The organism is Ruegeria sp. BHSB196, from assembly GCF_059613135.1.
Map to the genome: position 1 here is coordinate 1 of NZ_JBXWRY010000018.1, position 22,537 is coordinate 22,537.

General features: G+C 63.4%; 26 protein-coding genes and 1 other RNA gene. 7 read left to right on the forward strand and 20 right to left on the reverse strand.

Annotation, left to right across the window (positions count from 1 at the left end):
• The 4 genes from AC2FNJ_RS10515 to AC2FNJ_RS10530 form a co-directional block, all read right to left on the reverse strand.
• On the reverse strand, window positions 1–890 hold an 890-nt coding region (locus AC2FNJ_RS10515; protein ID WP_496764185.1), incomplete at its 3' end, for a patatin-like phospholipase family protein.
• A 48-nt stretch (window positions 891–938) separates the two neighbouring features.
• Window positions 939–1,685, reverse strand: coding sequence for a YbaY family lipoprotein (locus AC2FNJ_RS10520; protein ID WP_496764186.1), 747 nt, complete (start codon window positions 1,683–1,685; stop codon window positions 939–941).
• A 106-nt stretch (window positions 1,686–1,791) separates the two neighbouring features.
• A complete protein-coding gene (locus tag AC2FNJ_RS10525) occupies window positions 1,792–3,570 on the reverse strand; it encodes an SLC13 family permease (protein ID WP_496764187.1) in 1,779 nt (592 codons plus the stop codon).
• A 114-nt stretch (window positions 3,571–3,684) separates the two neighbouring features.
• Window positions 3,685–4,497: a TIGR00282 family metallophosphoesterase gene (locus AC2FNJ_RS10530; protein ID WP_496764188.1), complete on the reverse strand. Its 813-nt coding sequence runs from the start codon at window positions 4,495–4,497 to the stop codon at window positions 3,685–3,687.
• A gap of 160 nt (window positions 4,498–4,657) precedes the next feature.
• On the opposite strand from AC2FNJ_RS10530, the gene AC2FNJ_RS10535 reads away from it, so the two are divergent.
• Window positions 4,658–4,894: a putative hemolysin gene (locus AC2FNJ_RS10535; RefSeq protein ID WP_496764189.1), complete on the forward strand. Its 237-nt coding sequence runs from the start codon at window positions 4,658–4,660 to the stop codon at window positions 4,892–4,894.
• A gap of 2 nt (window positions 4,895–4,896) precedes the next feature.
• Here the strand turns inward: AC2FNJ_RS10535 and AC2FNJ_RS10540 are convergent, their stop codons facing one another.
• A complete protein-coding gene (locus tag AC2FNJ_RS10540) occupies window positions 4,897–5,463 on the reverse strand; it encodes a 5-formyltetrahydrofolate cyclo-ligase (RefSeq protein ID WP_496764190.1) in 567 nt (188 codons plus the stop codon).
• Complete coding sequence (gene mgtE, locus AC2FNJ_RS10545; RefSeq protein ID WP_496764191.1) at window positions 5,460–6,854, reverse strand: magnesium transporter; 1,395 nt, start codon at window positions 6,852–6,854, stop codon at window positions 5,460–5,462. The genes AC2FNJ_RS10540 and mgtE overlap by 4 nt, the downstream gene beginning before the upstream one ends.
• 140 nt (window positions 6,855–6,994) lie before the next feature.
• Here mgtE and guaD point away from each other — a divergent pair, with 140 nt between their 5' ends.
• The gene (gene guaD / locus AC2FNJ_RS10550; RefSeq protein WP_496764192.1) at window positions 6,995–8,284 is read left to right on the forward strand and encodes a guanine deaminase; all 1,290 of its coding nucleotides are present in this window, start codon (window positions 6,995–6,997) and stop codon (window positions 8,282–8,284) included.
• 46 nt (window positions 8,285–8,330) lie between these two features.
• On the opposite strand, the gene AC2FNJ_RS10555 is transcribed toward guaD, so the two are convergent.
• The 3 genes from AC2FNJ_RS10555 to AC2FNJ_RS10565 form a co-directional block, all read right to left on the reverse strand.
• Entirely contained in the window at window positions 8,331–9,665 is a 1,335-nt protein-coding gene (locus AC2FNJ_RS10555) for an 8-oxoguanine deaminase (protein ID WP_496764193.1), read from the reverse strand.
• A 115-nt stretch (window positions 9,666–9,780) separates the two neighbouring features.
• The gene (gene hisN / locus AC2FNJ_RS10560; RefSeq protein WP_496764194.1) at window positions 9,781–10,572 is read right to left on the reverse strand and encodes a histidinol-phosphatase; all 792 of its coding nucleotides are present in this window, start codon (window positions 10,570–10,572) and stop codon (window positions 9,781–9,783) included.
• A gap of 45 nt (window positions 10,573–10,617) precedes the next feature.
• Window positions 10,618–10,989: a helix-turn-helix domain-containing protein gene (locus AC2FNJ_RS10565; protein ID WP_496764195.1), complete on the reverse strand. Its 372-nt coding sequence runs from the start codon at window positions 10,987–10,989 to the stop codon at window positions 10,618–10,620.
• Window positions 10,990–11,333: 344 nt separating this feature from the next.
• Here AC2FNJ_RS10565 and AC2FNJ_RS10570 point away from each other — a divergent pair, with 344 nt between their 5' ends.
• Window positions 11,334–12,290 (forward strand): NADPH:quinone oxidoreductase family protein, encoded by a 957-nt coding sequence (locus AC2FNJ_RS10570; RefSeq protein ID WP_496764196.1) that lies wholly within the window; start codon window positions 11,334–11,336, stop codon window positions 12,288–12,290.
• 17 nt (window positions 12,291–12,307) lie between these two features.
• Here AC2FNJ_RS10570 and AC2FNJ_RS10575 read toward each other — a convergent pair whose 3' ends face one another.
• Entirely contained in the window at window positions 12,308–13,192 is an 885-nt protein-coding gene (locus AC2FNJ_RS10575; protein WP_496764258.1) for a LysR family transcriptional regulator, read from the reverse strand.
• 121 nt (window positions 13,193–13,313) lie between these two features.
• Here AC2FNJ_RS10575 and AC2FNJ_RS10580 point away from each other — a divergent pair, with 121 nt between their 5' ends.
• Together AC2FNJ_RS10580 and AC2FNJ_RS10585 are read left to right on the forward strand one after the other, a co-directional pair.
• Window positions 13,314–13,523, forward strand: a complete 210-nt coding sequence (locus AC2FNJ_RS10580) for a DUF1127 domain-containing protein (protein WP_496764197.1) — start codon at window positions 13,314–13,316, stop codon at window positions 13,521–13,523.
• 159 nt (window positions 13,524–13,682) lie between these two features.
• Window positions 13,683–14,459 (forward strand): Bax inhibitor-1/YccA family protein, encoded by a 777-nt coding sequence (locus AC2FNJ_RS10585; RefSeq protein ID WP_496764198.1) that lies wholly within the window; start codon window positions 13,683–13,685, stop codon window positions 14,457–14,459.
• Between the two features lie 119 nt (window positions 14,460–14,578).
• Here AC2FNJ_RS10585 and AC2FNJ_RS10590 read toward each other — a convergent pair whose 3' ends face one another.
• From AC2FNJ_RS10590 to gatC, 8 genes are all read right to left on the reverse strand, one after another.
• Window positions 14,579–14,875: a hypothetical protein gene (locus tag AC2FNJ_RS10590; protein WP_496764199.1), complete on the reverse strand. Its 297-nt coding sequence runs from the start codon at window positions 14,873–14,875 to the stop codon at window positions 14,579–14,581.
• Between the two features lie 426 nt (window positions 14,876–15,301).
• Window positions 15,302–15,469, reverse strand: a complete 168-nt coding sequence (gene rpmG, locus AC2FNJ_RS10595; protein WP_005630270.1) for a 50S ribosomal protein L33 — start codon at window positions 15,467–15,469, stop codon at window positions 15,302–15,304.
• A 127-nt stretch (window positions 15,470–15,596) separates the two neighbouring features.
• Window positions 15,597–16,304, reverse strand: coding sequence for a DUF533 domain-containing protein (locus AC2FNJ_RS10600; protein WP_496764200.1), 708 nt, complete (start codon window positions 16,302–16,304; stop codon window positions 15,597–15,599).
• Window positions 16,305–16,385: 81 nt separating this feature from the next.
• Window positions 16,386–16,802, reverse strand: an RNA gene (gene rnpB / locus AC2FNJ_RS10605) — RNase P RNA component class A.
• Between the two features lie 12 nt (window positions 16,803–16,814).
• Entirely contained in the window at window positions 16,815–17,549 is a 735-nt protein-coding gene (locus tag AC2FNJ_RS10610; RefSeq protein WP_496764201.1) for an N-acetylmuramoyl-L-alanine amidase, read from the reverse strand.
• Window positions 17,500–18,243 carry a hypothetical protein gene (locus AC2FNJ_RS10615; protein ID WP_496764202.1) on the reverse strand — a complete coding sequence of 248 codons (744 nt, stop codon included), beginning with the start codon at window positions 18,241–18,243 and terminating at the stop codon, window positions 17,500–17,502. Before AC2FNJ_RS10615 ends, AC2FNJ_RS10610 begins: the two co-directional genes overlap by 50 nt.
• Before the next feature lie 41 nt (window positions 18,244–18,284).
• Window positions 18,285–19,772, reverse strand: coding sequence for an Asp-tRNA(Asn)/Glu-tRNA(Gln) amidotransferase subunit GatA (gene gatA, locus AC2FNJ_RS10620; RefSeq protein ID WP_496764203.1), 1,488 nt, complete (start codon window positions 19,770–19,772; stop codon window positions 18,285–18,287).
• 3 nt (window positions 19,773–19,775) lie between these two features.
• On the reverse strand, window positions 19,776–20,063 hold the full coding sequence (gene gatC, locus AC2FNJ_RS10625; protein ID WP_496764204.1) for an Asp-tRNA(Asn)/Glu-tRNA(Gln) amidotransferase subunit GatC: 288 nt from the start codon (window positions 20,061–20,063) through the stop codon (window positions 19,776–19,778).
• 142 nt (window positions 20,064–20,205) lie between these two features.
• On the opposite strand from gatC, the gene AC2FNJ_RS10630 reads away from it, so the two are divergent.
• Complete coding sequence (locus tag AC2FNJ_RS10630; protein WP_496764205.1) at window positions 20,206–20,613, forward strand: VOC family protein; 408 nt, start codon at window positions 20,206–20,208, stop codon at window positions 20,611–20,613.
• Here the strand turns inward: AC2FNJ_RS10630 and AC2FNJ_RS10635 are convergent.
• Entirely contained in the window at window positions 20,598–21,257 is a 660-nt protein-coding gene (locus AC2FNJ_RS10635; protein WP_496764206.1) for a ceramidase domain-containing protein, read from the reverse strand. The genes AC2FNJ_RS10630 and AC2FNJ_RS10635 overlap by 16 nt on opposite strands.
• Before the next feature lie 56 nt (window positions 21,258–21,313).
• Between AC2FNJ_RS10635 and AC2FNJ_RS10640 the strand changes: the two genes are divergently transcribed.
• Window positions 21,314–22,012, forward strand: a complete 699-nt coding sequence (locus tag AC2FNJ_RS10640; protein WP_496764207.1) for a metal-dependent hydrolase — start codon at window positions 21,314–21,316, stop codon at window positions 22,010–22,012.
• Between the two features lie 34 nt (window positions 22,013–22,046).
• On the opposite strand, the gene AC2FNJ_RS10645 is transcribed toward AC2FNJ_RS10640, so the two are convergent.
• Window positions 22,047–22,514 (reverse strand): nucleoside deaminase, encoded by a 468-nt coding sequence (locus AC2FNJ_RS10645; protein ID WP_496764208.1) that lies wholly within the window; start codon window positions 22,512–22,514, stop codon window positions 22,047–22,049.
• Window positions 22,515–22,537 lie beyond the last annotated feature (23 nt).

The following is a 22,537-nucleotide window of genomic DNA, read 5'->3' on the forward strand; positions in this document are numbered from 1 at the left end:
TTGGGATGGACCACGTCGAAATCCGCCTCGACCGCGTTGTTGATGATCACGTGATAGGTGGTTCCGGGTCCGCCGGCCTTGCGAAGCACCCGCGGATCGGGCGCCCAGAATTGCGTGATGACGCCGGCATCGGCGTGCAACTCGTCACGCGCGCCCAACGCGGAAGGCGCAGAGATCTGGACGGGTTTGAAGGCGGCCGGGATGGCAGCGGCTGCAACAAAAACGCCCTGGATGGCCTTTGTCGCCTCCTCACCGCCGATCTGTGCGATTTCCCCGATGTTCCAGATGGCGACTCGTTGGGCATCGAGATCGGTGGTGGCCACGAACAACCTGCGCCCGGCGCGATGCTCGCGGGCGATACGCGCGACGATGTCGGGGGTCAGGACCGTCTCGACCAGATTGGTGAGCGCATCGCGTTCAAACGCCCCCGCATCGAACAAAAGACCCGAGAGCCGCAATTCGGGACGTTTCAGTTTGCCGGTGCGGTTGAGGATCAGATCCTCGAGCCGGTCGTCATATTCCGAACCCAGAAACGCATAGGGGGCAAGGATCGCCCCGATGCTTACGCCCGTTACGATGTCGAAGTCCGGTCGGGTTCCGGCCTGGCTCCAACCGGTCAGAACCCCAGCGCCGAAAGCCCCGTCCGGCCCACCGCCGGACAGAACCAGCACGTCGCGCATTCGTGCACCACGCGGCAGGTGAGCGGCCAGCATCTCGTCCGGATCGTCGGCCCAGAACCGCAGGTGGCGGGAAATGACATCGGGGGGCGCATTGCCGGCGGCCGTCATTTGCGTGCCGCGTTCGAAGGGCGCACAGGAAGCCAGGGCCAGCACCAGAAGAACGGCAAGACTGCTGAAAAAGCGACTGCCCGTTTCAAAGCAAATTCTCATCGGGATCGATCCCAACCTGCCATGATCGCGCGGGACGGCAGAACGCCCTCAGGGCAGGCGTTCAAGGCGCATGACCGCGACACCATCGGCGTCGTTCAGCGTCAAGGTGCCGTTGTCCTCGGAATACCCGGCGACCGTCGGCAGGGTGCTGAAGAACTCCCGTTCGATTGCGTCATAGGGCGGCGGGCAGGCCATGAGAGTCGCCGCGATGTTTTCCGGGAAACGGAACGTGTCCACGCCCGGGTCGATCCGGCCTGAAAACCGGTTGCAATTGCCTGTCCCGCTGAATGCGCCCGCCTCCGCGAATGCGATTTCGGGGCGCTTCTCCGATTCCAACGGCGCCCCGTTCAATTCGGCGACGCGCCACCTGGTGTTCTCCAAGCCTCCCGAGCTGTCTTGTCCGACCTTGGTCAGGATCAGTTCGACCGAGTTTCCGGCGCCGTTCGTCAGGACGGGATAGGCCGTGTCCGTGGCAAAGACGAGGGTGCGGTCCTGGTAGATCGACGCGCGCACCACGTAGCGCATCGAACTGTCGATCAGCGCATCATCGTAGGTCAGTTCGAATTCCACAGGGACAGCGGTCAACGCAAAACGCTGCGCCGCGAGAATGACGGCGGGCGCATCGGCGCGCGACACGTCCAGCAGCGCGACATCCAGCACGGCGTTCTGCGGCACCGCGATACGCTCCCGATAGGTGGCCGTTCCCGTTACGGTGCCGGCATTTGCCGGCACAACCGCCCCTGCCCAAGCGATCAAACCCGCCAAAGCGGCAATTCCGAAACCATGGTTCATCATGATCGCCGATCCTTTCCTTGACCCGTTGATTTCAAGATCGGTGGTAGACGTGGGGAATCAAGCGATGCTCAGGCTGATCGGCAAAAAAACGCCTTTGGTCAGCGCCCTACAGCGGCCAGAGCAAGGGAATGAGCAGGGAAGCGAGCAGCCCGACCGTCACGTTGAGCGGAATCCCGACCCGCAGGAAATCGGTGAACTTGTACCCGCCGGGACCATAGACCAGCATGTTCGTCTGATATCCGATCGGCGTGGCGAACGAGGCCGATGCCGCCACCATCACCGCCACCACCAGCGGGCGTGGATCAACGCCCACGGCTTGGGCCAGGCCGATGGCGATCGGCGTGACGACCACCGCGACGGCATTGTTGGAGACCAGTTCGGTCAGCACCGAGGTCAGCAGGTAGACGGCCCAGACGATCAGGAAGGGCGGCAACATGCTCAGGCTTGGGGCCACCGCGTTGACGATCAACTCGACCGCACCGGAGCTTTCCAGTGCGGCGCCGATCGCCAGCATCGCAAAAATGAGCGCCAGCAGGCGTCCCTCGACAAAGGAAAACGCCTCGTCGGCGTCGATGCAGCGCGTGGCCAGCACCACCGCCACGGCAAGGATGGACAGAAACAGGATCGGCGCGACCCCGAAGGCCGCAAGAACCACGATCCCCAGCAAGGCCGCGACGGCAATCGGCGCGTGGCTGCGCCGGTAGGCGCGCACCGAAGGCTGCGCCACGTCCACCATGTCCATGTCGGCGGCCAGACGCTGGATATCCGTCGGCGCCCCTTCCAGCAACAGAGTATCCCCAACCCTGACGACCAGATCATCCAACTGCCCGCTGATGTTCTGGTTGCGCCGATGCACGGCAAGAACATAGACGCCATACCGACGCCGCAGGCGCATCGCTCCGAGCGAACGGCCGATCATGCGGCATCCCGGCGTGATCAGGACTTCGACCGTGCGCGTTTCGACCGCCGAGACCTGATCGACCCGCTTGAGTTCCTTGTTCCGCTGCAGGCTCAACAGCTCGGTCATCTGCGTACGCAGCACGACGCGGTCGCCCACCTGCAGGGTGACGCCGGTGAGGTCGCGCCGCAAGGATTCGTCGCCGCGGATCACGTCGATCAGGCGGACGCCGGGCCGCTTGAAAAGTTGCACGCCGGTCACTTCGCGTCCGATCAGGTTGCTGTCCGGCGGGATAACCGCTTCGGTGAAGAACTTCATTTTGGACCGGTCGCTGAGCATCGAGGCCATGCTGGTGCGTTCCGGCAGCAGCCGGGGAGAAATGAACCGCAGATAGAACATGCCATAGGCAACCACCGCCAGCCCCAGCGGCGTGACCTCGAAAATCGTGAACGCGGGCAAGCCCTGCGCCCGCGCCACGCCGTCGACCAGCAGGTTCGTCGACGTGCCGATCAGCGTCAGCGTGCCTCCCATGATCGCCGCATAGCTGAGCGGGATCAGCAGCTTGGACGCCGCCACGTTCAGGGTGCGGGCGACCTGGACGAAGACCGGGATCATCACGACGACCACCGGCGTGTTGGACACCACGGCCGATGCGATCACAACGAACCCCATGAGCAGTGCAATGGCAATGCGCGGGTTCACCTGCGCCTGTTTCTGCGCAAGCGACGTAAAGGAATCCAGGGCACCGGTCCGCACGAGGGCGCCCATGATGATGAACATGGCGGCAATCGTCCAAGGGGCCGGGTTGGACAGGACCGGGAGGGCATTTTCATACGGCAGGATGCCCGTCACCAGCATCAGCGCCACGCCGACGATTGCCACGACTTCGGTCGGGAAAACCTCGCGCAGGAACAGCGCGAACATGCCGGCAACGATGACGAGCGCAAGGATTGCGCTACCTGTCTCGGAAATTTGTAGGAGATCCATTCGTGGTATTCTGCCCGAACCCTGTCTGGCCAAAATCGGCTTGCGCAGTTTCACGTATTGGCCGGGGATCGGCAAGCCTCTCTGACACGCAGACCGGCACGGGGAAAAGGTGCTTCAAAGACCGGCCTGTTCCAGGCGCCCCCCGATCCGCACCATGCGCACCGACGCCGCCGCGCCGGTGCGGTCATCCGTTTCGACCAGCACGCCGGACAGCGTCGCCTCGCCGTTTGCCGGGGCAAAGCGGGTCTTGGGCATTCCGGTGATGAAGCGGCGCATCGGTTCCTGCTTGTCCATGCCGATGATCGAATCATAGTCTCCGCACATGCCCGCGTCGGTCATGTACGCGGTGCCGTTCGCCAGAATCTGCGCGTCCGCCGTTGGCACATGCGTGTGCGTGCCGACCACCAGACTTGCACGCCCGTCGCAGTAATGCCCCATCGCCATCTTCTCGGACGTCGCCTCGCAATGCATGTCCACGATCACCGCCTGCGCCAGACCGCCACGCGGATGCGACTTCAACACCGGCTCGATGGCCGAGAACGGGTCGTCGAACGGGCGTTTCATGAATACCTGACCCAGGACTTGCGCCACCAGAACCTTGCGCCCGCCCGGTGCATCGAACACCCGATGCCCCCGGCCCGGCGCGCCCTTGGCAAAATTGATCGGACGTAGGATGCGCGGCTCGGTCTCGATGAATTGGAGCATGTCCTTCTGGTCGAAGGCGTGATCGCCCAGTGTCAGACAGTCGGCACCGGCATCCAACAGAAACTTGGCGTGGTCCCCGGTCAGGCCCATGCCGTTCGAGGCGTTTTCGCCATTGACCACGACGAAGTCCAGCCGCCATTCGTCACGCAAGCGTGGCAAATGCTCTTTCACCGCCGTCCGCCCGGACCGGCCCATGACATCGCCCAGAAACAGTATTTTCATGCGATCGCTCCTAGGGGTTGTCGCGCGCAAGGACAAGATGCTTCGCTGGTTTTCATTCTGACCGAAAATGGCGCAAAACCCGGCCCCGGCAACCGGTTTCGGTTGCAATCTCTGTCCCGGCGCTCATTCTGTCACAGTGCTGGAACAGGGAAAAATCACAATGCGATGCATTCAGGCCATGCTCATTCTGATCGCGGTTTCAAGTTCCGCAGCGGCCTCGGACTATCCGGAAACCAAGACCGAGATGGCCAATCCCGCCGCGACATTCTGCGTCGAGAACGGCGGAGAATACGAGATCAGAACGCATTCCGACGGCGGGCAATACGGCGTCTGCATTCTTGCCGACGGCACCGAAGTCGATGCCTGGGACTTTCTGCGCAGCCATTTCCAGGAGTGACCTCAGAAAGTCAGAACCCGGCTTTCGGTGACGACCATATCCAGTTTCTGATCCGTGAGCTCCAAGGGAAGTTCAGCGGCTTCCTGCGCATCAAAGGCGAATCCGATGGCCAGAGTCGGTCGCTTGGCGCGAAGTCCCTCCAGCGTGCGGTCATAGAACCCGCCGCCATAGCCCAGACGCCCACCCTTGGCATCGAAGGCAACCAGCGGGACGATCAGGATCTCGGGGTCGAAGAAGTCGTCGATCTCGGGAATCCGGGCACCGAACGGCCCGTCGCGCAGCGCGCAACCGGGCGTCCAGCGCGAAAACCGCAACGGCAAGCCTGACCCCTGAATCACCGGCACCCCGACCGGGCCGTGGGCCGCTGCCTCGGCCATGGCGGGAACCGGATCGATCTCGGTCCGGATTGGCATGTAGCCCGAAAGCGGCACGCCACGATAGCCCGCAAGAACCTCCGACAGTCGCCCCGCCGCGCCCGGCGGGCAGGCGTCATAGGCCAGCTTGCGGCGCGCAAAGGCCGCCTTGCGGGCGGCGGCTTTCACCCCGGTCAGATCGGTCGTCTCGGTCACAGCAGCACCACGCTGGCAAGCCCCAGAAAGATGAAGAACCCCATAACGTCCGTGGTGGTCGTCACGAAGGTTCCCGACGCCAGCGCCGGGTCTACGCCCAGGCGGTCCAGCAAGACAGGTACTACCGTACCCGCAAAGCCCGCGATGATCATGTTGGCGACCAATGCCGAACCGATCACGACGCCCAGCAGCGGCGAGCTGAACCACATCATCCCGATCGTCCCCAGCACGATCGCGAAACAGAGCCCGTTGAGCATCCCCACGAGCAGCTCCCGCCGGATCACCCTTGCCACGTTTGACCCGGTCAGGTCGCGGGTCGCCAACGCGCGCACGGCCACGGTCAACGACTGCGTGCCGGCATTTCCGCCCATGGACGCGACGATGGGCATCAGGATCGCCAACGCCACCAATTGGTCGATTTCCGCCTCGAACTGCGAAATGACCAGCGAGGCGCAGATCGCGGTGCACAGGTTCACGGCAAGCCACGGCAGGCGCCGGCGGCTGGTTTCGGCCACGCTGTCCGACAGCGAGCTTTCGTCGCTCACCCCGGCCAGGCGCAGCATGTCTTCCTCGTATTCCTCATCCAGCACGGCCATGGCGTCGTCGATGGTGATGACCCCGACCAGGCGGCCATCCTGATCGACCACCGGGGCCGAAATCAGATGGTACTGGTTGAAGGCATAAGCCACGTCCTCTTCGTCCTGTTCGACGGGAATGACGTGGAAATCCTCTTCCGCGATGTCCTTGAGCGGCACTTCGCGCCGGGTTCCCATCAGCTTGCCCAAGGTCACATAGGCGATGGGCTTCAGGCGCGGGTTCACCAGGATGATGTCGTAGAACTGCTCGGGCAGATCCTCTGTGGCCCGCAGATGGTCGATCGCCTGCCCGACCGTCCAGTGTTCGGGCGCCATGACCACCTCGCGCTGCATGAGGCGGCCGGCGGAGTTTTCCGGATAGGTCAGCGCCTGCTGGGCGGCAACCCGTTCGGCATCCTCCAGGACACCCAGGATCGCTTCCTGCTCGGGTTCTTCCAGGTCTTCGAGCAGATCAACCACATCGTCGCTGTCAAGCTCGCGCACGGCTTCGGCCAGGATTTCCGGGCGCAGGACGCGAATGACCTCTTCGCGCACCCCTTCTTCGAGCTCGGACAGGATCTCGCCATCGAACTCGCGGTCATAAAGACGGATCAGCCGGGTCCGGTCGAACGGATTGATCTGTTCGAGAATGTCGGCGATGTCGGCCGCATGCAGCGGCTCCATCAACTCGACAAGCTTGTCCCGGTCGTCGATGTCGACCGCATACAGGATCGCGGCGATGGTCTTGGGATCCAGCGCATAGGCGTCGTCGTCGCGGGGGTTTTCGGTGTCGGACTGATCGTTCCCGGTCGTCATGTGCTGCCCCCTACCGTCTGCGATTGCCCTCTAAATAGAAGAAGCAGCTACCGGAAAACAATGACAATGGCGCAATTTACCCGCAACTTCCCGCCACCTATGCTGTGTGCCGGTTCCAATCAGGCGGAGATTGACACGACATGGCGCAGAAAACCCTGCTGAAAGGGCGCGTGCTGAGTTTTGCGGGTTCACCTTTTGAAGGAGAGCCGGTCGATGCCGCGCAATCCCACGAGGCGGTGCTAATTGCGGAAGGCCGGATCGAGGCGACGGGCTCGGCCCGGGCGCTGAGTACTGCGAACCCTGCGGCAGAGGTCGTCGATCATGGCGACCGTCTGATTCTGGCCGGTTTTGTCGATCCACATGTGCACTATCCGCAAACCGCGATGATCGCGAGTTGGGGCAAGCGCCTGATCGACTGGTTGAACACCTATACCTTCCCTGAAGAGATGAAGTTCGGCGCAGCCGACTATGCCGCCGAAATCGCCAACCGTTATCTCGACCTTACGGCGGCCCATGGCACCACGACGATGTGCAGTTTCTGCACCATCCATCCTGAGAGCGTCGATGCCTTCTTTTCCGCCGCCCGAACCCGAGGGCAGCGGGTGGTCGCAGGAAAGACCTGCATGGACCGCAATGCACCCGAGGCGCTGCGCGACACCGCACAAACCGGCTACGATCAGTCCAAGGCCCTGCTGGAGAAATGGCATGGGGTGGACCGTTTGTCCTATGCCATCACGCCGCGTTTTTCGCCCACGTCGACGCCGGAACAGCTTGAGGCGATGGGCGCCCTTTGGGCGGAATACCCGGATTGCCCTATGCAGACCCATCTGAGCGAGCAGACCGACGAGATCGAGTGGGTCCGGTCGCTGTTTCCGGATGCCCGCGACTATCTCGACACCTACGAACGCTTCGGACTGCTGGGCGGGCGCGGCCTCTATGGTCACGTGATCCATCTGGAACCGCGCGAGCGCGACCGACTGCGCGAGGTGGACGCGGCATTGATCCATTGTCCGACCTCGAACACCTTCATCGGCTCCGGCCTGTTCGACATGGCCGGCCTGATGCGGGACGGGCACCGGGTCGGGTTGGCGACGGATACCGGGGGCGGCTCCAGCTTCTCGATGCTGCGCACGATGGCGGCGGCCTATGAGGTCGGCCAGTTGCGGGGCGAGCCGTTGCACCCTGCCCAGCTCTTGTGGCTGGCGACGGTGGGTTCCGCCCGGACGTTGCGGCTGGACGACCGCATCGGCAATCTGGCACCGGGCATGGAGGCGGATATCGTCGTCCTCGACCTCGCTTCGACTCCGGCCATCGCCCAGCGCGTGGCGGTCGCAGACGACCTGTGGGAGGCGGTCTTTCCGACCATCATGATGGGCGATGACCGCGCCGTGGCCGAAGTCTGGATCGGCGGGCGGCGCGTCGGGATCTGAGGGCCGTGCGCCCCTTGGCGGGCGCAAGGCGGACCACCGAACGCAATCAGACCCGAAGCGCCTGCGCCAGCCGGTTCTGCCTTTCGATCATGGCCGGCAGATCGATGGTGGCGATCTGGCCGTCCCGCACGATCTGGCGTCCTTCGACAAACAGGTGTTTCACCCGCATCGGTCCAGCCAGAAGCAGCGCCGCGGGATCCCAGCTGCCGGCGCTTTCGATGCCGCGCACGTCCCAGATGGCAATGTCGGCCCGCTTGCCCGGCTCCAGGCGGCCACACTCCGGGCGGTTCAGCACATCCGCACCGCCGCGAGTGGCGATTTCCAGCGCCTCTCGCGCCGACATCGCATCCGCACCGCGTGCCACGCGCTGCAACAGCAGAGCCTGCCGCGCCTCGGCAACGAGGTTGCCGCTGTCGTTCGAGGCGGACCCATCGACTCCCAGCCCGACATTCACCCCGCGATACCGCATGGCGCGGATCGGAGCGATGCCCGAACCCAGGCGGCAGTTTGAGCAGGGGCAATGCGCCACGCCCGTGCGGCTGCGGGCGAACAGGTCGATCTCGTGCCCGTCGAGCTTCACGCAGTGGGCGTGCCAGACATCCGGACCGGTCCAGCCGAGCTCTTCGGCATACTGGCCGGGGCGGCAGCCGAACTGCGCCTCGGAATAGGCGATGTCCTCGTCGTTCTCGGCCAGATGGGTGTGCATCATCACGCCCTTGTCCCGCGCCAGCGTTGCAGACTCGCGCATCAGGTCACGACTGACGGAAAACGGCGAACAGGGCGCCAATCCCACCCGGCACATCGACCCCTCGCCCGGATCGTGGAAGGCATCGACGACGCGGGCCATGTCGTCAAGAATGGCGGCTTCGGATTCCACCAGAGCATCCGGCGGCAACCCGCCATCGCTTTCACCGATGCTCATGGCCCCGCGTGTCGGATGGAAACGCAGGCCGATCTCGGCCGCCGCCGCGATCGTGTCCTCCAGGCGGGCACCGTTTGGGTAAAGATACAGATGATCGGAACTGAGCGTGCAGCCCGACAAGGCCAGCTCGGCCAGTCCGATCTGGGCCGACACGAACATCTCCTCCGGCCCGAACCGCGCCCAGATCGGGTAGAGCGTCTGAAGCCACCCGAACAACAACGCGTCCTGTCCGCCCGGTACCGCGCGGGTCAGCGTCTGATAAAGGTGGTGATGGGTGTTCACCAGGCCCGGCGTCAGGACGCATCCCGAAACCTCATGGATGTCGCCCGAGGTCGCCAGGCCGGTCCCGATCCCGGCGATTTGCCCGTCGCGGATCAAAAGATCGGCCCCGCGCAATTCGCGGCGGGCGTCATCCATGGTCAGGATGGTATCGGCGTTCTTCAGCAGTACTTCGGTCATCTTTCACACTCCCCAGCTTGCCCGTCTCATGCAGAGAGTGTGTTGGCCGGTGGAAAACGGGCCCAAGAACCGGCTGGTTCTGCATACCCGTTGCTCAGCCGCCGATCAAGCCGGTTCAGTGCCGGCTGAGAATGTCCAATGCGGCGGCGTGGATTTCGGCATTGGCGGCGGCCAGCACCCGACCGCCGCCATGGGCCGGCTCGCCCCGCCAATCGGTCACGACACCGCCCGCAGCCTGAATGACCGCGATCGGCGCTTGAATGTCATAGGCGTTGAGCCCGGCCTCGATCACCAGATCGATCTGCCCAGCCGCCAGCAGCGCATAGGCGTAACAGTCCATTCCATACCGGGTCAGCCTGACTTGGTCAGCCACCGCTTGGAACGCGGCGCGCTCCAAGGGTGTGCCCACTTCGGGAAAGGTCGTGAAGAGAACCGCTTCGGACAGCGCTCGGCCGGTGCGGGTCCGCAGCGGCGAGCGTCCGCGCGGCCCGGCGACATGGGCCGTGCCGTTTGCCCCGACAAAGCGTTCACCGATATAGGGCTGGTCGATGAGGCCCAGCACCGGACCGTGATGTTCGGACAGCGCGATCAAAACGCCCCAGGTGGGCGTGCCGCTGATGAAAGCCCGCGTTCCGTCAATCGGGTCCAGAACCCATGTCCGGTCATTGTTGCCGGGAACCTGCCCGAACTCCTCGCCCCAGATGCCGTCATCGGGACGGTATCGGGCCAGGATCGCGCGCATGGCGGTTTCCGCGGCGCGGTCTGCGGCGGTGACCGGATCGAATCCGGAGTCGTGCTTGTTGTGGGTTTCCAATTCGGGTTGCCGGAAATATGGCAGGATTGCCGCTCGCGCAGCATCCGCCAACATTTCCGCAACTTCGAGATCGCTCAGGGTCGCATCCGCCATGGCACACCCGTGCGGCCAGCGACCCGGGATGTCAAGCCGGCAGGATCAGGCCACGTCGCTCAGAACGCGCGCCAGTTCAAACAGACGACGACGCTGGTTTTCCGGAATCGCATAGTAGGAGCGAACCAGATCCAGAGCTTCCTTGTCGCCCATGAGATCGGCCGGCACCTTCTGTTTGTGCGGCGTGTCCTTGTGCGTCTCGTCCAGCCCTTCGAAGAAGAAGCTGACGGGAACGTCCAATGCCTCGGCGATGTCCCAAAGCCGCGATGCGCTGATCCGGTTGGCGCCCGTTTCGTATTTCTGAATCTGCTGGAACTTGATTCCGACTTGCTCCGCCAGTTGCTGCTGAGTCATTCCGATCAGCCAACGGCGGTGCCGGACACGCTTGCCGACATGGACATCGACGGGATGGGTCATGGGTTCTCTCCTCTGTTACACTCATACCTGTCCGGGTACTCACACCTTTGGCCGTTACCGCTGAAATAGCGGGCGGCCCATTAAGAACTCCCTAATTCTGATTATGCACCCCGAACCGCACGTAAGACAAATATTGCCAATTTCGACCCGCATTTCAAGGAGGTTGAGTTTTTCTCGCCAAACACAGGTTTGCGGTTGTGTATCGAAAACCACCAGAACGGTCGTTTCCATAACTCCTACACTACCTCTTGTCGCGAAGGCGTTGTTGTAAAACCGGAAACCAAAGGAAGCGGTTTGACAGTCGGCTCTTTTCGCCTGTTTATGCTCCGAAAGAGGATTTGTTGATGAAAGCCTACCAAATAACCCAAGCAGGCGCCCCTGCGAGGCTCATTGATATCCCGGTGCCCGAGCCGGGGCCGGGTCAGGTTCGTGTCGCGATTCGCGCCTGCGGTCTGAACTTTGCCGACCTGCTCATGCAGAAGGGAACCTATCAGGACACGCCGACAGCGCCCTTCACATTGGGTATGGAAATTGCAGGGATTGTCGACAAAACGGGAACAGATGTGGCGGGTTTGGAGCCAGGCGACCGAATCGCTGTCTACTCGGGCCAGGGCGGATTGGCGGAATTCGGCGTCTTCGATGCGGACCGCGCCATTCGGCTGCCCGACGGCCTCGGTTTCGAGGAGGCCGCGGCGATCCAGATCGCCTATGGCACAAGTCATATCGCGCTGGACCACAGGGCGCGCCTGCAACCCGGCGAAACCCTGCTGGTCACTGGAGCGGCCGGCGGCGTCGGGCTGACGGCGGTCGAGATCGGAAAACTCATGGGCGCCACGGTTATCGCCCAGGCACGCGGTGCCGATCGGCTTTCTGTGGCGCGGCAAGCGGGGGCCGATCATCTGATCGACGCCGACGAGGATCTCCGGGCCCGGGTCAAGGCCCTGGGCGGTGCCGATGTCGTCTATGACGCGATCGGAGGCGAGGTCTTCAAGGCCGCGTTCCGGGCGACGAATCCCGAAGGCCGTCTTTTGCCGATCGGGTTTGCCGGTGGTGACGTTCCTCAGATTCCGGCCAACCACCTGCTGGTCAAGAACCTGACGGTCATCGGCGTCTATATCGGCGGATATCTGAAATTCCGGCCCGAGGTCGTGCGGCACAGTTTCGAGACCCTGTTCCGCTGGCATGGCGAGGGCAGAATCAGCCCGCATATCAGCCACGTCCTGCCGCTGACGCGCGCCGCCGAGGGAATGGACCTTCTGAAGGACCGGAAATCGACCGGCAAAGTAGTGATCACGCCCTGACCAGGTGAGATGTCGGCTCAGCCCGCCACCGCTTTCAGCGGGGGCGTGCCCAACATCCGGAAATTCTGCCGGACCAGGTCGGCCAGGGCTTCGACAACCGCGCCTCGCCCGCTTTCGCCGCCATACAGGTTGATCACGTGGGCAGGCAGATCCGGCAGGGCACCGCCCGAGTCGATCTGCTCCAGATGAGCCGCTTCGGTGCCGTCCAGCATGGCGTGCACGGCCAGATCCGCGCTGACCGTCGCCTCGATGGTCCGGTCGTTTTCAGTCTCGACCGCGAGTTCCCAAGGAATACCGGACTCGTCGAGCGCCGAGATCACCTGGGGCCGGAACATGCAGCGTCTGCCCAGCGCCAACCGCAAGGGGCGCCGCCGCCACGCGGAACCGCCGGGCGCGCCGATCCAGCGCAAGGGCAGCTTTGCAACGGTTTCCGCCCCTTCGCCGACGGAAGCTTCGGTCGTAAGGATCAGGTCGCACTCGCCGCGGCGAAACATGTCCTTGAGTTGCAGCGAGTAGGATGAAACAAGCTGCACCTTCACGCGGGGAAAATCCGCATGGAACCGCTGCAACACCCGCGGGATGGCCGGATAGACGATGTCATGGGGCACGCCCAGCACCACTTCGCCCTCAAACGCCTTGTCCGTGAGCTTGCCGATCAATTCGTCGTTCAAGGCGACCATGCGGCGGGCGTAGCCCAGCAGTTGCTCACCCGAAGCGGTCAGGGCGATCGTGCGGCCGCTGCGGTCCAACAGATCCTGTCCCAGCAACTCTTCCAGCCGTTTGAGCTGCATGGAAACGGCGGATTGGGTCAGGTGCAGGAACCCGGCGGCCCGCGTCACGCCACCGTGGTCCGCGACGGCGACGAAGGACCGCAGCGTGGTGATGTCGAGATTTCTCACAATTCACATTCCTTGATGGTACACATCATAAACATTCGCTTTCAGAATATACCTGCGCACCCATATATTTCAAGAAGCTTGATGAATACCGCGAGAAGCATGACGTTTCGGAAAGGACTGCAAAATGGCACTGACCACAACATCGATCCCCTGCCGCCCCACCCGCACCACGCGCCTGGGCGCGCTGCGCCGCGCCTTCGCGATCTGGCGCCAGCGCCGCGTTCTGGAACGGCTGGATGACTCCGCGCTGGCGGATATCGGAGTGTCGCGAGCCGAAGCCCTGCGCGAAGCCTCCAAGCCCATCTGGGACGCCCCTGAATTCTGGCGCTGCTGAAGCGGATTGGGCGGTTCGGAACGGCGCGTGACAATTCTGAGCCGCCCGGTCAAGTTTTCGCACTCAAAAGGCTTGAATTGAGGGGATTCCTCTCCGATATTTGGACCGAGACCCGCAGGTGCAAGCCTGCTGGAACGCGGATGAATTAGGGAGACCTCAATGGCTGAATTCGACACGATCCGGACGGCGACTGGCGCGCGCGCCGCCCAGATTGACGAGGGCTTGCGCGCCCATATGAACAAGGTCTACGGCACGATGTCCGTGGGCATGCTGATCACGTTCCTTGCCGCCTGGGCCATTTCCGGCCTCGCAGTCACGACCGATCCGTCGGCCGCCGCAGCGCAGCTGAGCGCCGACAAGTACCTGACGTCGTTCGGCTACTCGATTTACGCATCGCCGCTGAAATGGGTCATCATGTTCGCGCCGCTGCTGTTCGTGTTCGGTTTCGCCGCCTCGATCAATCGGCTGTCGGCATCGGCGGCGCAGCTGGTATTCTATACCTTTGCCGCCGTCATGGGCCTTTCGATCAGTTCGATCTTCCTGGTCTTCACCGGCGAGTCGATCGTTCAGGTGTTCCTGATCACCGCGATCGCGTTTGCGGGCCTGTCGCTCTATGGCTACATGACCAAGAAAGACCTGTCGGCCATGGGCACGTTCCTGATCATGGGTCTGATCGGCCTGATCATCGCGATGATCGTGAACATCTTCGTGGCCTCTTCGGCCATGGCCTTTGCGATTTCCGTGATCGGCGTCCTGATCTTTGCCGGTCTGACCGCCTATGACACGCAGAGGATCAAGACGACCTATATCCAGATGGCCCATGCCGGCGATCAGGAATGGCTGGGCAAGGCCGCGATCATGGGTGCGCTGAACCTGTATCTGGACTTCATCAACATGTTCATGTTCCTGCTCCAGCTTCTGGGCAACCGCGAATAAGGCGGCGGAACATCGAAACAAGCAAGGGCGGGTTCGATCGAACCCGCCCTTTCCTTTTTGAGAGACCCTAGTGTAGCAGCGGCACACGGTCCGAGGCAGATGGCCGAAGGTCTAGCGCGTCAGCTGCAATCCAGAGGAACGGCAAAGCCCGTGGTCCTACGCCCGGCTGCGCCCTTCTGATACACGCTGCCTTTCGCAAGGCACCCGGTCAGGCGCGGAACCGCGTTCGCGAAGACGCTGCCGATCGATGCATCCATCCGCGAGGTTGTGCCCTCACGAGTCCGCAGCACCGCAAACAACGTGCCGTTCACCCGCACATCGCTGAGCATCAGTGTCTTGTCCACGCCTCCGACTTCGACGGCATTGGATGGAAGACGCCCGCCGTTGTCGATCGCGACGCCCGCGATCTTGCTCATTTCCGTTGCATCCGTCGTCACCTGAACCTCGGGAAGGCGCGCGAATTCCACGGGAACGCTTTCGCGACGTGTGATGTAATCGACGACCCCCCTTTCTTCCGAGAAGGTTCTGGGTTCACCATCCAGGCCTGTGAATCCAACACCTTCGCGGTTCCAGAGATCTTCGCAAGCGGCCAGAGACAGGCAGGCAAAGGCGGGTAGCAATAATTTTTTCATGACTGCTCAGAGATTTGTGGCGGGTTGTCCGAACCGTAACGGCAGGAGGGGTCACATATCAAGCGGGTCAGCCTGCGATTGTGCCAAGGCCTGATGCCCACCTGCAACGGCCGATGACGGCCGGCGGACCGGTTTTTCTGCCGCCGGAAACGGAAAAGGGCCGCGCCAGATGCGCGACCCTGTTCAAAACTCGCCAGTCGCAAGTCGGGCCTACTTGATCTTGCCTTCCTTGTATTCGACATGCTTGCGCGCGACCGGATCGTATTTGCGAACGGTCATCTTTTCGGTCATGGTCCGCGCGTTTTTCTTGGTCACGTAGAAATGCCCCGTGCCCGCGGTCGAGTTCAGGCGGATCTTGATTGTCGTCGGCTTCGCCATCGTTGTCTCCTGCGTCCGAAAAAGGCTGAGGCCTTTCGGTTGAATTCCTATGAACGTGCGCTTTTACGCCCTGCATGGCGCGTGTCAAGGACTATCGCGCGCGCAAATCGGGAAAGCCGGCTGTGCCTCAGGCCGGCAGGGTCGGCGCCCCCATATAGGTGTGGATCTGGTCGCGTTCGCTGTCCGACAGCCCCAAGGCCGTCGAAAGCTGCCGCAGATAGGACGCCTCGCGCGCATTGTCGAGCCGAATCGCCGCAAGGGATGTGGCATAGACCTGGGTCTTGAGCGGTGCGCCGGAATCGGATGCCAGTCCCATCACGTCGATCGGCGCATCCAGCTGCTCCTGCACGAAAGCCCGCTCCTCGTCGCTGACATCGTCACCAAGCGCGTCCAGGATCGTCTGCTTTTCCTGAGCGTCCAGTTCTCCATCCGCCTTGGCCGCCTGAATCATCGCCCGCAGCATCAGCTTGGCCTGCTCCTCCATCGCCGCCCCTGCTGCGGTGCCGCCAAAAACGGCGTCCATCATGTCGGCAGTCTGTTCGCCGCCAGCCCGGGCAGCCCCCTGCATGGCGTTCATCAGACCGCCCAGCCCGGCCGCACCGGCAGCGGCGCCGCCAAGGCCCATCTTGCTCATCATGTCCTGCAGGCCGGTGGCTCCGCCAGGCAATCCGAACTGTTCGGCCATCTTGCCCAGCTGGTCCATGCCCGGAATCCCGCCCGAGCCCTGCATCATCTCCTGCAAACCGGCCATTCCACCCATCTGCTTGTACTTCTCAAGCCCCTTGGCAGCGGCAAATCCAACGGCCACGGAGGCCAGTGCTTTCATGAAACTCATCGCGGTTCTCCCTGGTTGCGCCCTTCCCTTGCCGACACTGTAGCAGACGGGCCGTGACACGAATACAAACATGGCGGAAATGCGCGCGGAGGGCCTGTAAGCCGGATCCTGTTCAGGGGTTGCCCCCGTAGATGACCATTCCTCTAGGCCGCGCATCGCTGCGCGGCTCAAGCTGCCAACCCGATCCCTCTCGGCCAAGGCGGACCTAGCGGCGGTATCGGCGAACCGACCTGCCCGCGCGGGGATCCTATTCGGCATTGCTCCCGGTGGGGCTTGCCGTGCCGCCGCTGTTGCCAGCGGCGCGGTGGGCTCTTACCCCACCGTTTCACCCTTACCCAGCCGGCTCGGCCTGCGGCCGACGCGGCGGGGCGGTCTGTTTTCTGTGGCGCTTTCCGTCGGGTTTCCCCGCCCGGGCGTTACCCGGCACCGTTGCCTTGTGGAGTCCGGACTTTCCTCTCGGGCAGGTCGCCCCGCCCCAGCGGCCATCCGGCCTTCCGCGCGTCAATCCAGTTATGCGGTGGGCGACACCCGGTCAAGGGCCAGCGCCCGCATCAGGGCGCGATCCTCGGGGCTGGCCGGTCCCTGTGCGCCCGGGCGGTGGCGCAGGCGCACGGCTTCCAGCAGCGCGTCCGCGTCATCCGAACCCGTGTAGCCAGCCGCATGGGCCAAATCGACGAAGGACGCTGCATCTTGCTCGCTTTCAGGCTCCGCGGGCGGCGTCGCGCGAGCCAGAACCTGCAGCGCCAGCCGCCGCCAGTCGAAATGCGGTCCGGGATCGTACTTGCGGCCCGGCGCAATGTCCGAATGCGCCAGAAGACCCTGCGGACCGATGGACCAACGCTCCATGATCTGCGGCAGAAGCCGCTCCAGCGCGGCCATCTGCGGTTCGGTGAAGGGATGATCGCCCGGATTGTCCAGCTCGATCCCGACTGAGCGGGAATTTATGTCTGATTGCCCCTGCCAGCTCCCCGCCCCGGCGTGCCAGGCACGGTCCTCTTCGCGCACCATCTGCCAAAGCGTGCCGTCGCCTCCGATCAGATAATGCGCCGACACCTCGGCGGCGGGGTCGCAAAGGCGTTCCAGCGCCGCGGCGGCGCTCTGCATCGCGGTGTAGTGCAGAACGATCAGCGAGGGCCTCAGCCCATCACGGCGAGGGCCGAAATTTCGAGACGGTCGCCAGATGGGCTGCACGGCCTCAGTTGCTGACAGCGCGCCGGAACGGGCTGGGATCCCAACCGCAGGCATAACCGTCGCCGTCCGGGTCCAGACCCTTGCGGTCACGCTGCGGGCCACCGCTGGCCAGAAACTCGATCTGTGCCTGGTCCGGAGAGGGATATTTGGCGCAGTTTCTCTGCGCCTTTGCCGCCAGGTTGAAGCCTGCGCGGCTGTAGACCTGCACCCCAACCGGATTCGAGGTGCTGAGCGCGTATTGAACGATGTTGGGCTGACCGTCGCTGCCCCGCTCTGGCAGGGTGGACGGCGCGACGACTTGATAATTGGCCTTGTTGCGCTCGATCCGCGCCGCATCGCTTTCGATGGTCTGCCGGCTCGCGACGGCCTCGAAATCCTGCTCGTCGGAAATGCCTGAATTGCTGGCAACGACGCTCGTGGATGCAGCTGCCGTGGGGACGGACGCAGGGGCGCCGCCCGGAGCGGTGCTGGCAAGCGCCGCCGCGGTCTGGCTGGCGATGTCTTCGGCGGAACCGGTGGAAGGCTGCGCTCCGGCCAACTGGCTGGAGTCCACCGGCGGCGACGACAGGGCCTCGGACGAGATCGCCGAGGGCGGAATCAGCGGATCGCCGTTGATGGTCTGCCCGGTCAGCGCCGCCTCGCGCTGCGCCTGGTATTCGGGCGTGTTGAAATCGGTTCCCGGCACCGTCGATGTCGTGGCACATGCTGCGACAAGACCGATCGCCGCAATCAGAAAAAATGCACGCATGGGAGCCCGCCTTTTTTTGCCTTTTCTGCTCGGCCGGAAAACTACCACCATTTTGCCGGCTTGGCCACAAAGCCCGCCGCTTTCTCGAGCGCATAAGCGGTATTGAGCAGATCGCCCTCTTCCCACGGGCGCCCGATCAGCTGCAGGCCAAGCGGCAATCCCTGCTTGTCGAGCCCGGCGGGAACCGAGATCCCCGGCAGACCGGCAAGGTTGACCGTCACGGTGAAGACGTCGTTGAGATACATCTGCACCGGATCGGCCTCGGTTATCTCGCCGAGGCCAAAAGCCGCCGACGGCGTGGCCGGGGTCAGAATGGCGTCGATGCCTTCGGCGAACACGTCCTCGAAGTCCTTCTTGATCAGGGTGCGCACCTTGCGGGCGCGGTTGTAGTAGGCGTCGTAGAACCCGGCGGACAGCACGTAGGTGCCGATCATCACGCGGCGCTGCACTTCATGGCCAAAGCCTTCGGCGCGGGTCTTTTCATACATTTCGGTGATGCCGTCGCCCTGGGCCAGCTGCGCCCGGCGGCCATAGCGCACACCGTCATAGCGCGCCAGGTTCGACGACGCCTCGGCCGGGGCGATCACGTAGTAGGCGGGCAGAGCATACTTGGTGTGCGGCAGCGAGATATCCACGATCTGGGCCCCGGCGTCTTTCAGCATCTCGGCACCGTCGGCCCACAGCTTCTCGATCTCGGCGGGCATGCCGTCCATTCGGTATTCCTTGGGAATGCCGATCTTCTTGCCCTTGATGTCGCCGGTCAGCATCGCCTCGAAATTCGGCACCGGCAGATCGGCGCTGGTCGAATCCTTGGGGTCGTGCCCGCACATCGCCTCGAGCATGATCGCGGCGTCGCGCACGTTCTTGGTCATCGGTCCGGCCTGATCCAGCGAGGACGCAAAGGCCACGATGCCCCAGCGCGAGCAACGGCCATAGGTGGGCTTGATGCCGGTGATGCCGGTAAAGGCCGCAGGCTGGCGGATCGAGCCGCCAGTATCGGTGCCGGTCGCCGCAAGGCACAGATCGGCCGCAACGGCAGCCGCCGAGCCACCCGAGGAGCCGCCGGGGGTCAGTTGCGCATCGTCATTGCCGCGCCGCCACGGGCTGACCGCGTTGCCATAGACCGAGGTTTCGTTGGACGAGCCCATGGCGAATTCGTCCATGTTCAGCTTGCCCAGCATCACAGCGCCGGCATCGGCCAGTTGCTGCGACACGGTGGATTCGTACTCGGGCCTGAACCCTTCCAGAATGCGGCTGGCCGCTTGCGAAGGCACCCCTTTGGTGCAGAACAGATCCTTGATGCCGATCGGGAGACCACACATCGACGGCGCGTCGCCCGATTTGATGCGGTCGTCGGCGGCCTTGGCACGCTCCAGCGCGATCTCGGGCGTCTTGTGGACGAAGGCGTTGAGCGCGTCGGCGGCATCGATGGCCTTGAGGCAGGCTTCGGTCAGCTCGACCGAAGTGGTTTCGCCCTTGCGCAACGCATCGCGGGCCTCGGCCAGGCCAAGAGTGTTCAGATCGCTCATGGTTTACTCCACAACCTTCGGGACCGCAAAAAAGCCCTCGCGCGCATAAGGGGCATTGGACAGGATCTTGTCCTGCTGGTTCCCGTCGGTCACCACGTCCGGACGCCGTTTGAGGCGCATGGGCGTGACCGAAACCATCGGTTCGATGCCATCGACATCCACCTCGTTCAGCTGCTCGATGAACCCCAGGATCGTGTTGAACTCCGAGGCCAGCGCCGGCAGCGCATCGTCCTCGACCTTGATCCGTGCCAGTTTGGCCACCTTGGCGGCGGTGCTTTGGTCAATCGACATGTGAACCCTCTTGTGCGTTGTGCGGCATTTACCCCCGCAAGGATCGGGTCGCAAGTCCGCTTGCGCTCTACGGCGCCCCGAACCGTTGCCTGAAACCGGCATCTGCCTGCATTCTGGTTGCGAATCCAGCGGGAGGGAACGCATGAAGCTCAGATTGCACCACTTCAACCTTGCCACCGACGACGTTCCCCGGATGGAGCGGTTCTATCGGGACGTTCTGGGGCTCGCCGCCGAATCCCAAGGGCTGCCGGTGCTCGAAAAGAAGAAGGGATATTCGGGCGATGTCGCGTTTCTCACCGACGGTGCCATCCAGACCCATCTGGCGCAAAAGGACGTGCTCGCCGGCTTCAAGGCAGGTCAAATGGTCAACCCGGTCTCCCGCGGCCACATCGCTTACCGAACGGACGATCTGGAAGCCTTCCGAAAGCATCTCGACGCGCAGGGCGTGCCCTATTCCGACTGGGGCAATCAGGCGGTCGCGGGCTGGCATCAGATCTTTTTCTATGATCCGGACGGAAACGTCATCGAAGTCCATCAGGTAGACGGCTGACTCCCCGACTGATGGCGCCGGTAGACCTCGATCATCCAACCCAGCATCGTGGCATTCAAGATGTGCCACAGAAAATGCGTGCCGGTTGGCCATGACGCGCAGAACGGCTCATCCGTGGCGCGAAAGGAGATCGAAACGATCAGGATCGCGGCGCCGACTGCGAGACCCCGCGCGGTATGCGGCGCGCGCGAGCGCAGCAGGACGGCATAGATCAGGATGAGCAGCGGCACGGGGGCATAGACCGCCGAACCGCCCAGTCCCGGCACCATCTGGAACAGCGGGACCGTCACCGCAGCGTAGGGAAAGAACAGAAGCGTGAGCACGATCGCCTGCCACGGCCTGAGCCGCCAGACATCGCGATTGATCGCGAAGATGTAGACAAGAATGAAGGCCAGGATGGGCGTGGTATCCGCCATCGCCGCCCAAACCTGCGCATGTGTATGAAAGAGGTAGCTGCCCACACCGATCAGGGCCAGGATGATCACGAGAACCATCGCCAACGGCATCCCCTGCCCTCTGACCCGCCGCCACATGATGTAGGCGGAGATCAGAAACGCCGCGTTCGTGACGGCGTTGATCGGCTCGGCCCAGTATTCCGGTCCCAACCGCTCGCAATACCCGTCGATTTGCCGTGTCCAGTCCATGGATTTTTACATAGCCGATGCTAGTGTGGCGCCAACAGCAATTCGGGAGGTTCTTCATGAATATCATCTGGCTGGGTCATGGCAGCTTTCGTATCGAGACCGGGGGGCAGGTTCTGCTGATCGACCCCTGGTTGACCGGCAATCCGGTGCTGCCCGAGGATCAGCACGACGCCGCGGTTGACGGAGCCACGCACATCCTGCTGACCCACACGCATTTCGACCATGTGGTCGATGTGCTGCCATTGGCCAAGAAGCTGGGCATTCCGGTGGTGGGCCAGTACGATCTCATGGGGCTGTGGGGCGAGACCGAAGGGATCGAGACCGTCGGCTTCAACAAGGGCGGAACGGTGGACCTGAACGGGGTCAAGGTGTCCATGGTGCCGGCCTCGCACAGTTCGACCTTTTCGACACCGGACGGGCTTCGCACCGGCGGCAGCGAGGTGGGTTTCATGATCGCGTCCGAGGGACATGTGCTCTATGTCTCGGGCGACACCGACATCATGGCGGACATGGAGTGGATGGGCGATTACTACAAACCCGATATCGGAATCCTGTCGGCGGGCGGGCATTTCACGATGGACATGAAAGGAACCGCCTATGCCGCCAGGCGGTACTTCGATTTCAAGACGGTGATCCCCTGCCACTACAAGACTTTCCCTATCCTCGAACAGTCCGCGCGCGACTTGATCGACGGACTGCCGGGGGTTCAGGTGATCGAACCCGAGGTGATGCAGGCGATCCGGATCGACGCCTGAGTCAGGTGTCGAGGCGTGACATCGACAGGCAGCCCTACGCTTCGGCCGTTCCGTTCCGTCGCGCCGAAAAAAAGGTCTTGAGGAGTTCCGCTGCCTCGTCGGCGGCAATGCCGTCGTAAACTTCGGGCACGTGGTGCGCCTGCGGATGGGTGAAGATGCGCGCGCCATGCGCCACCCCGCCCGATTTCGGATCGGCGGCGCCATAGTAGACGCGCCGGATCCGCGCCGCGGCCATCGCCGCGGCGCACATGGCGCAGGGTTCGAGCGTGACGTACAGGTCGTGGCCGGGCAATCGCTCGGACCCTGCTGCGCCGCACGCGGCGCGCAGGGCGAGAATCTCGGCATGGCCGGTCGGATCCGACAGTTCGCGCGTCCGGTTTCCTGCCGTTGCGACAACCCGCCCGTCCGGCGCGACGATCACGGCGCCCACCGGAACTTCGCCGCGTCCGGCGGCGGCGCGCGCCTCTTGCAGGGCAAGGTCCATGTGCGATTTGAAAGCCATATCCCTGACTGCCCCACCAAGCC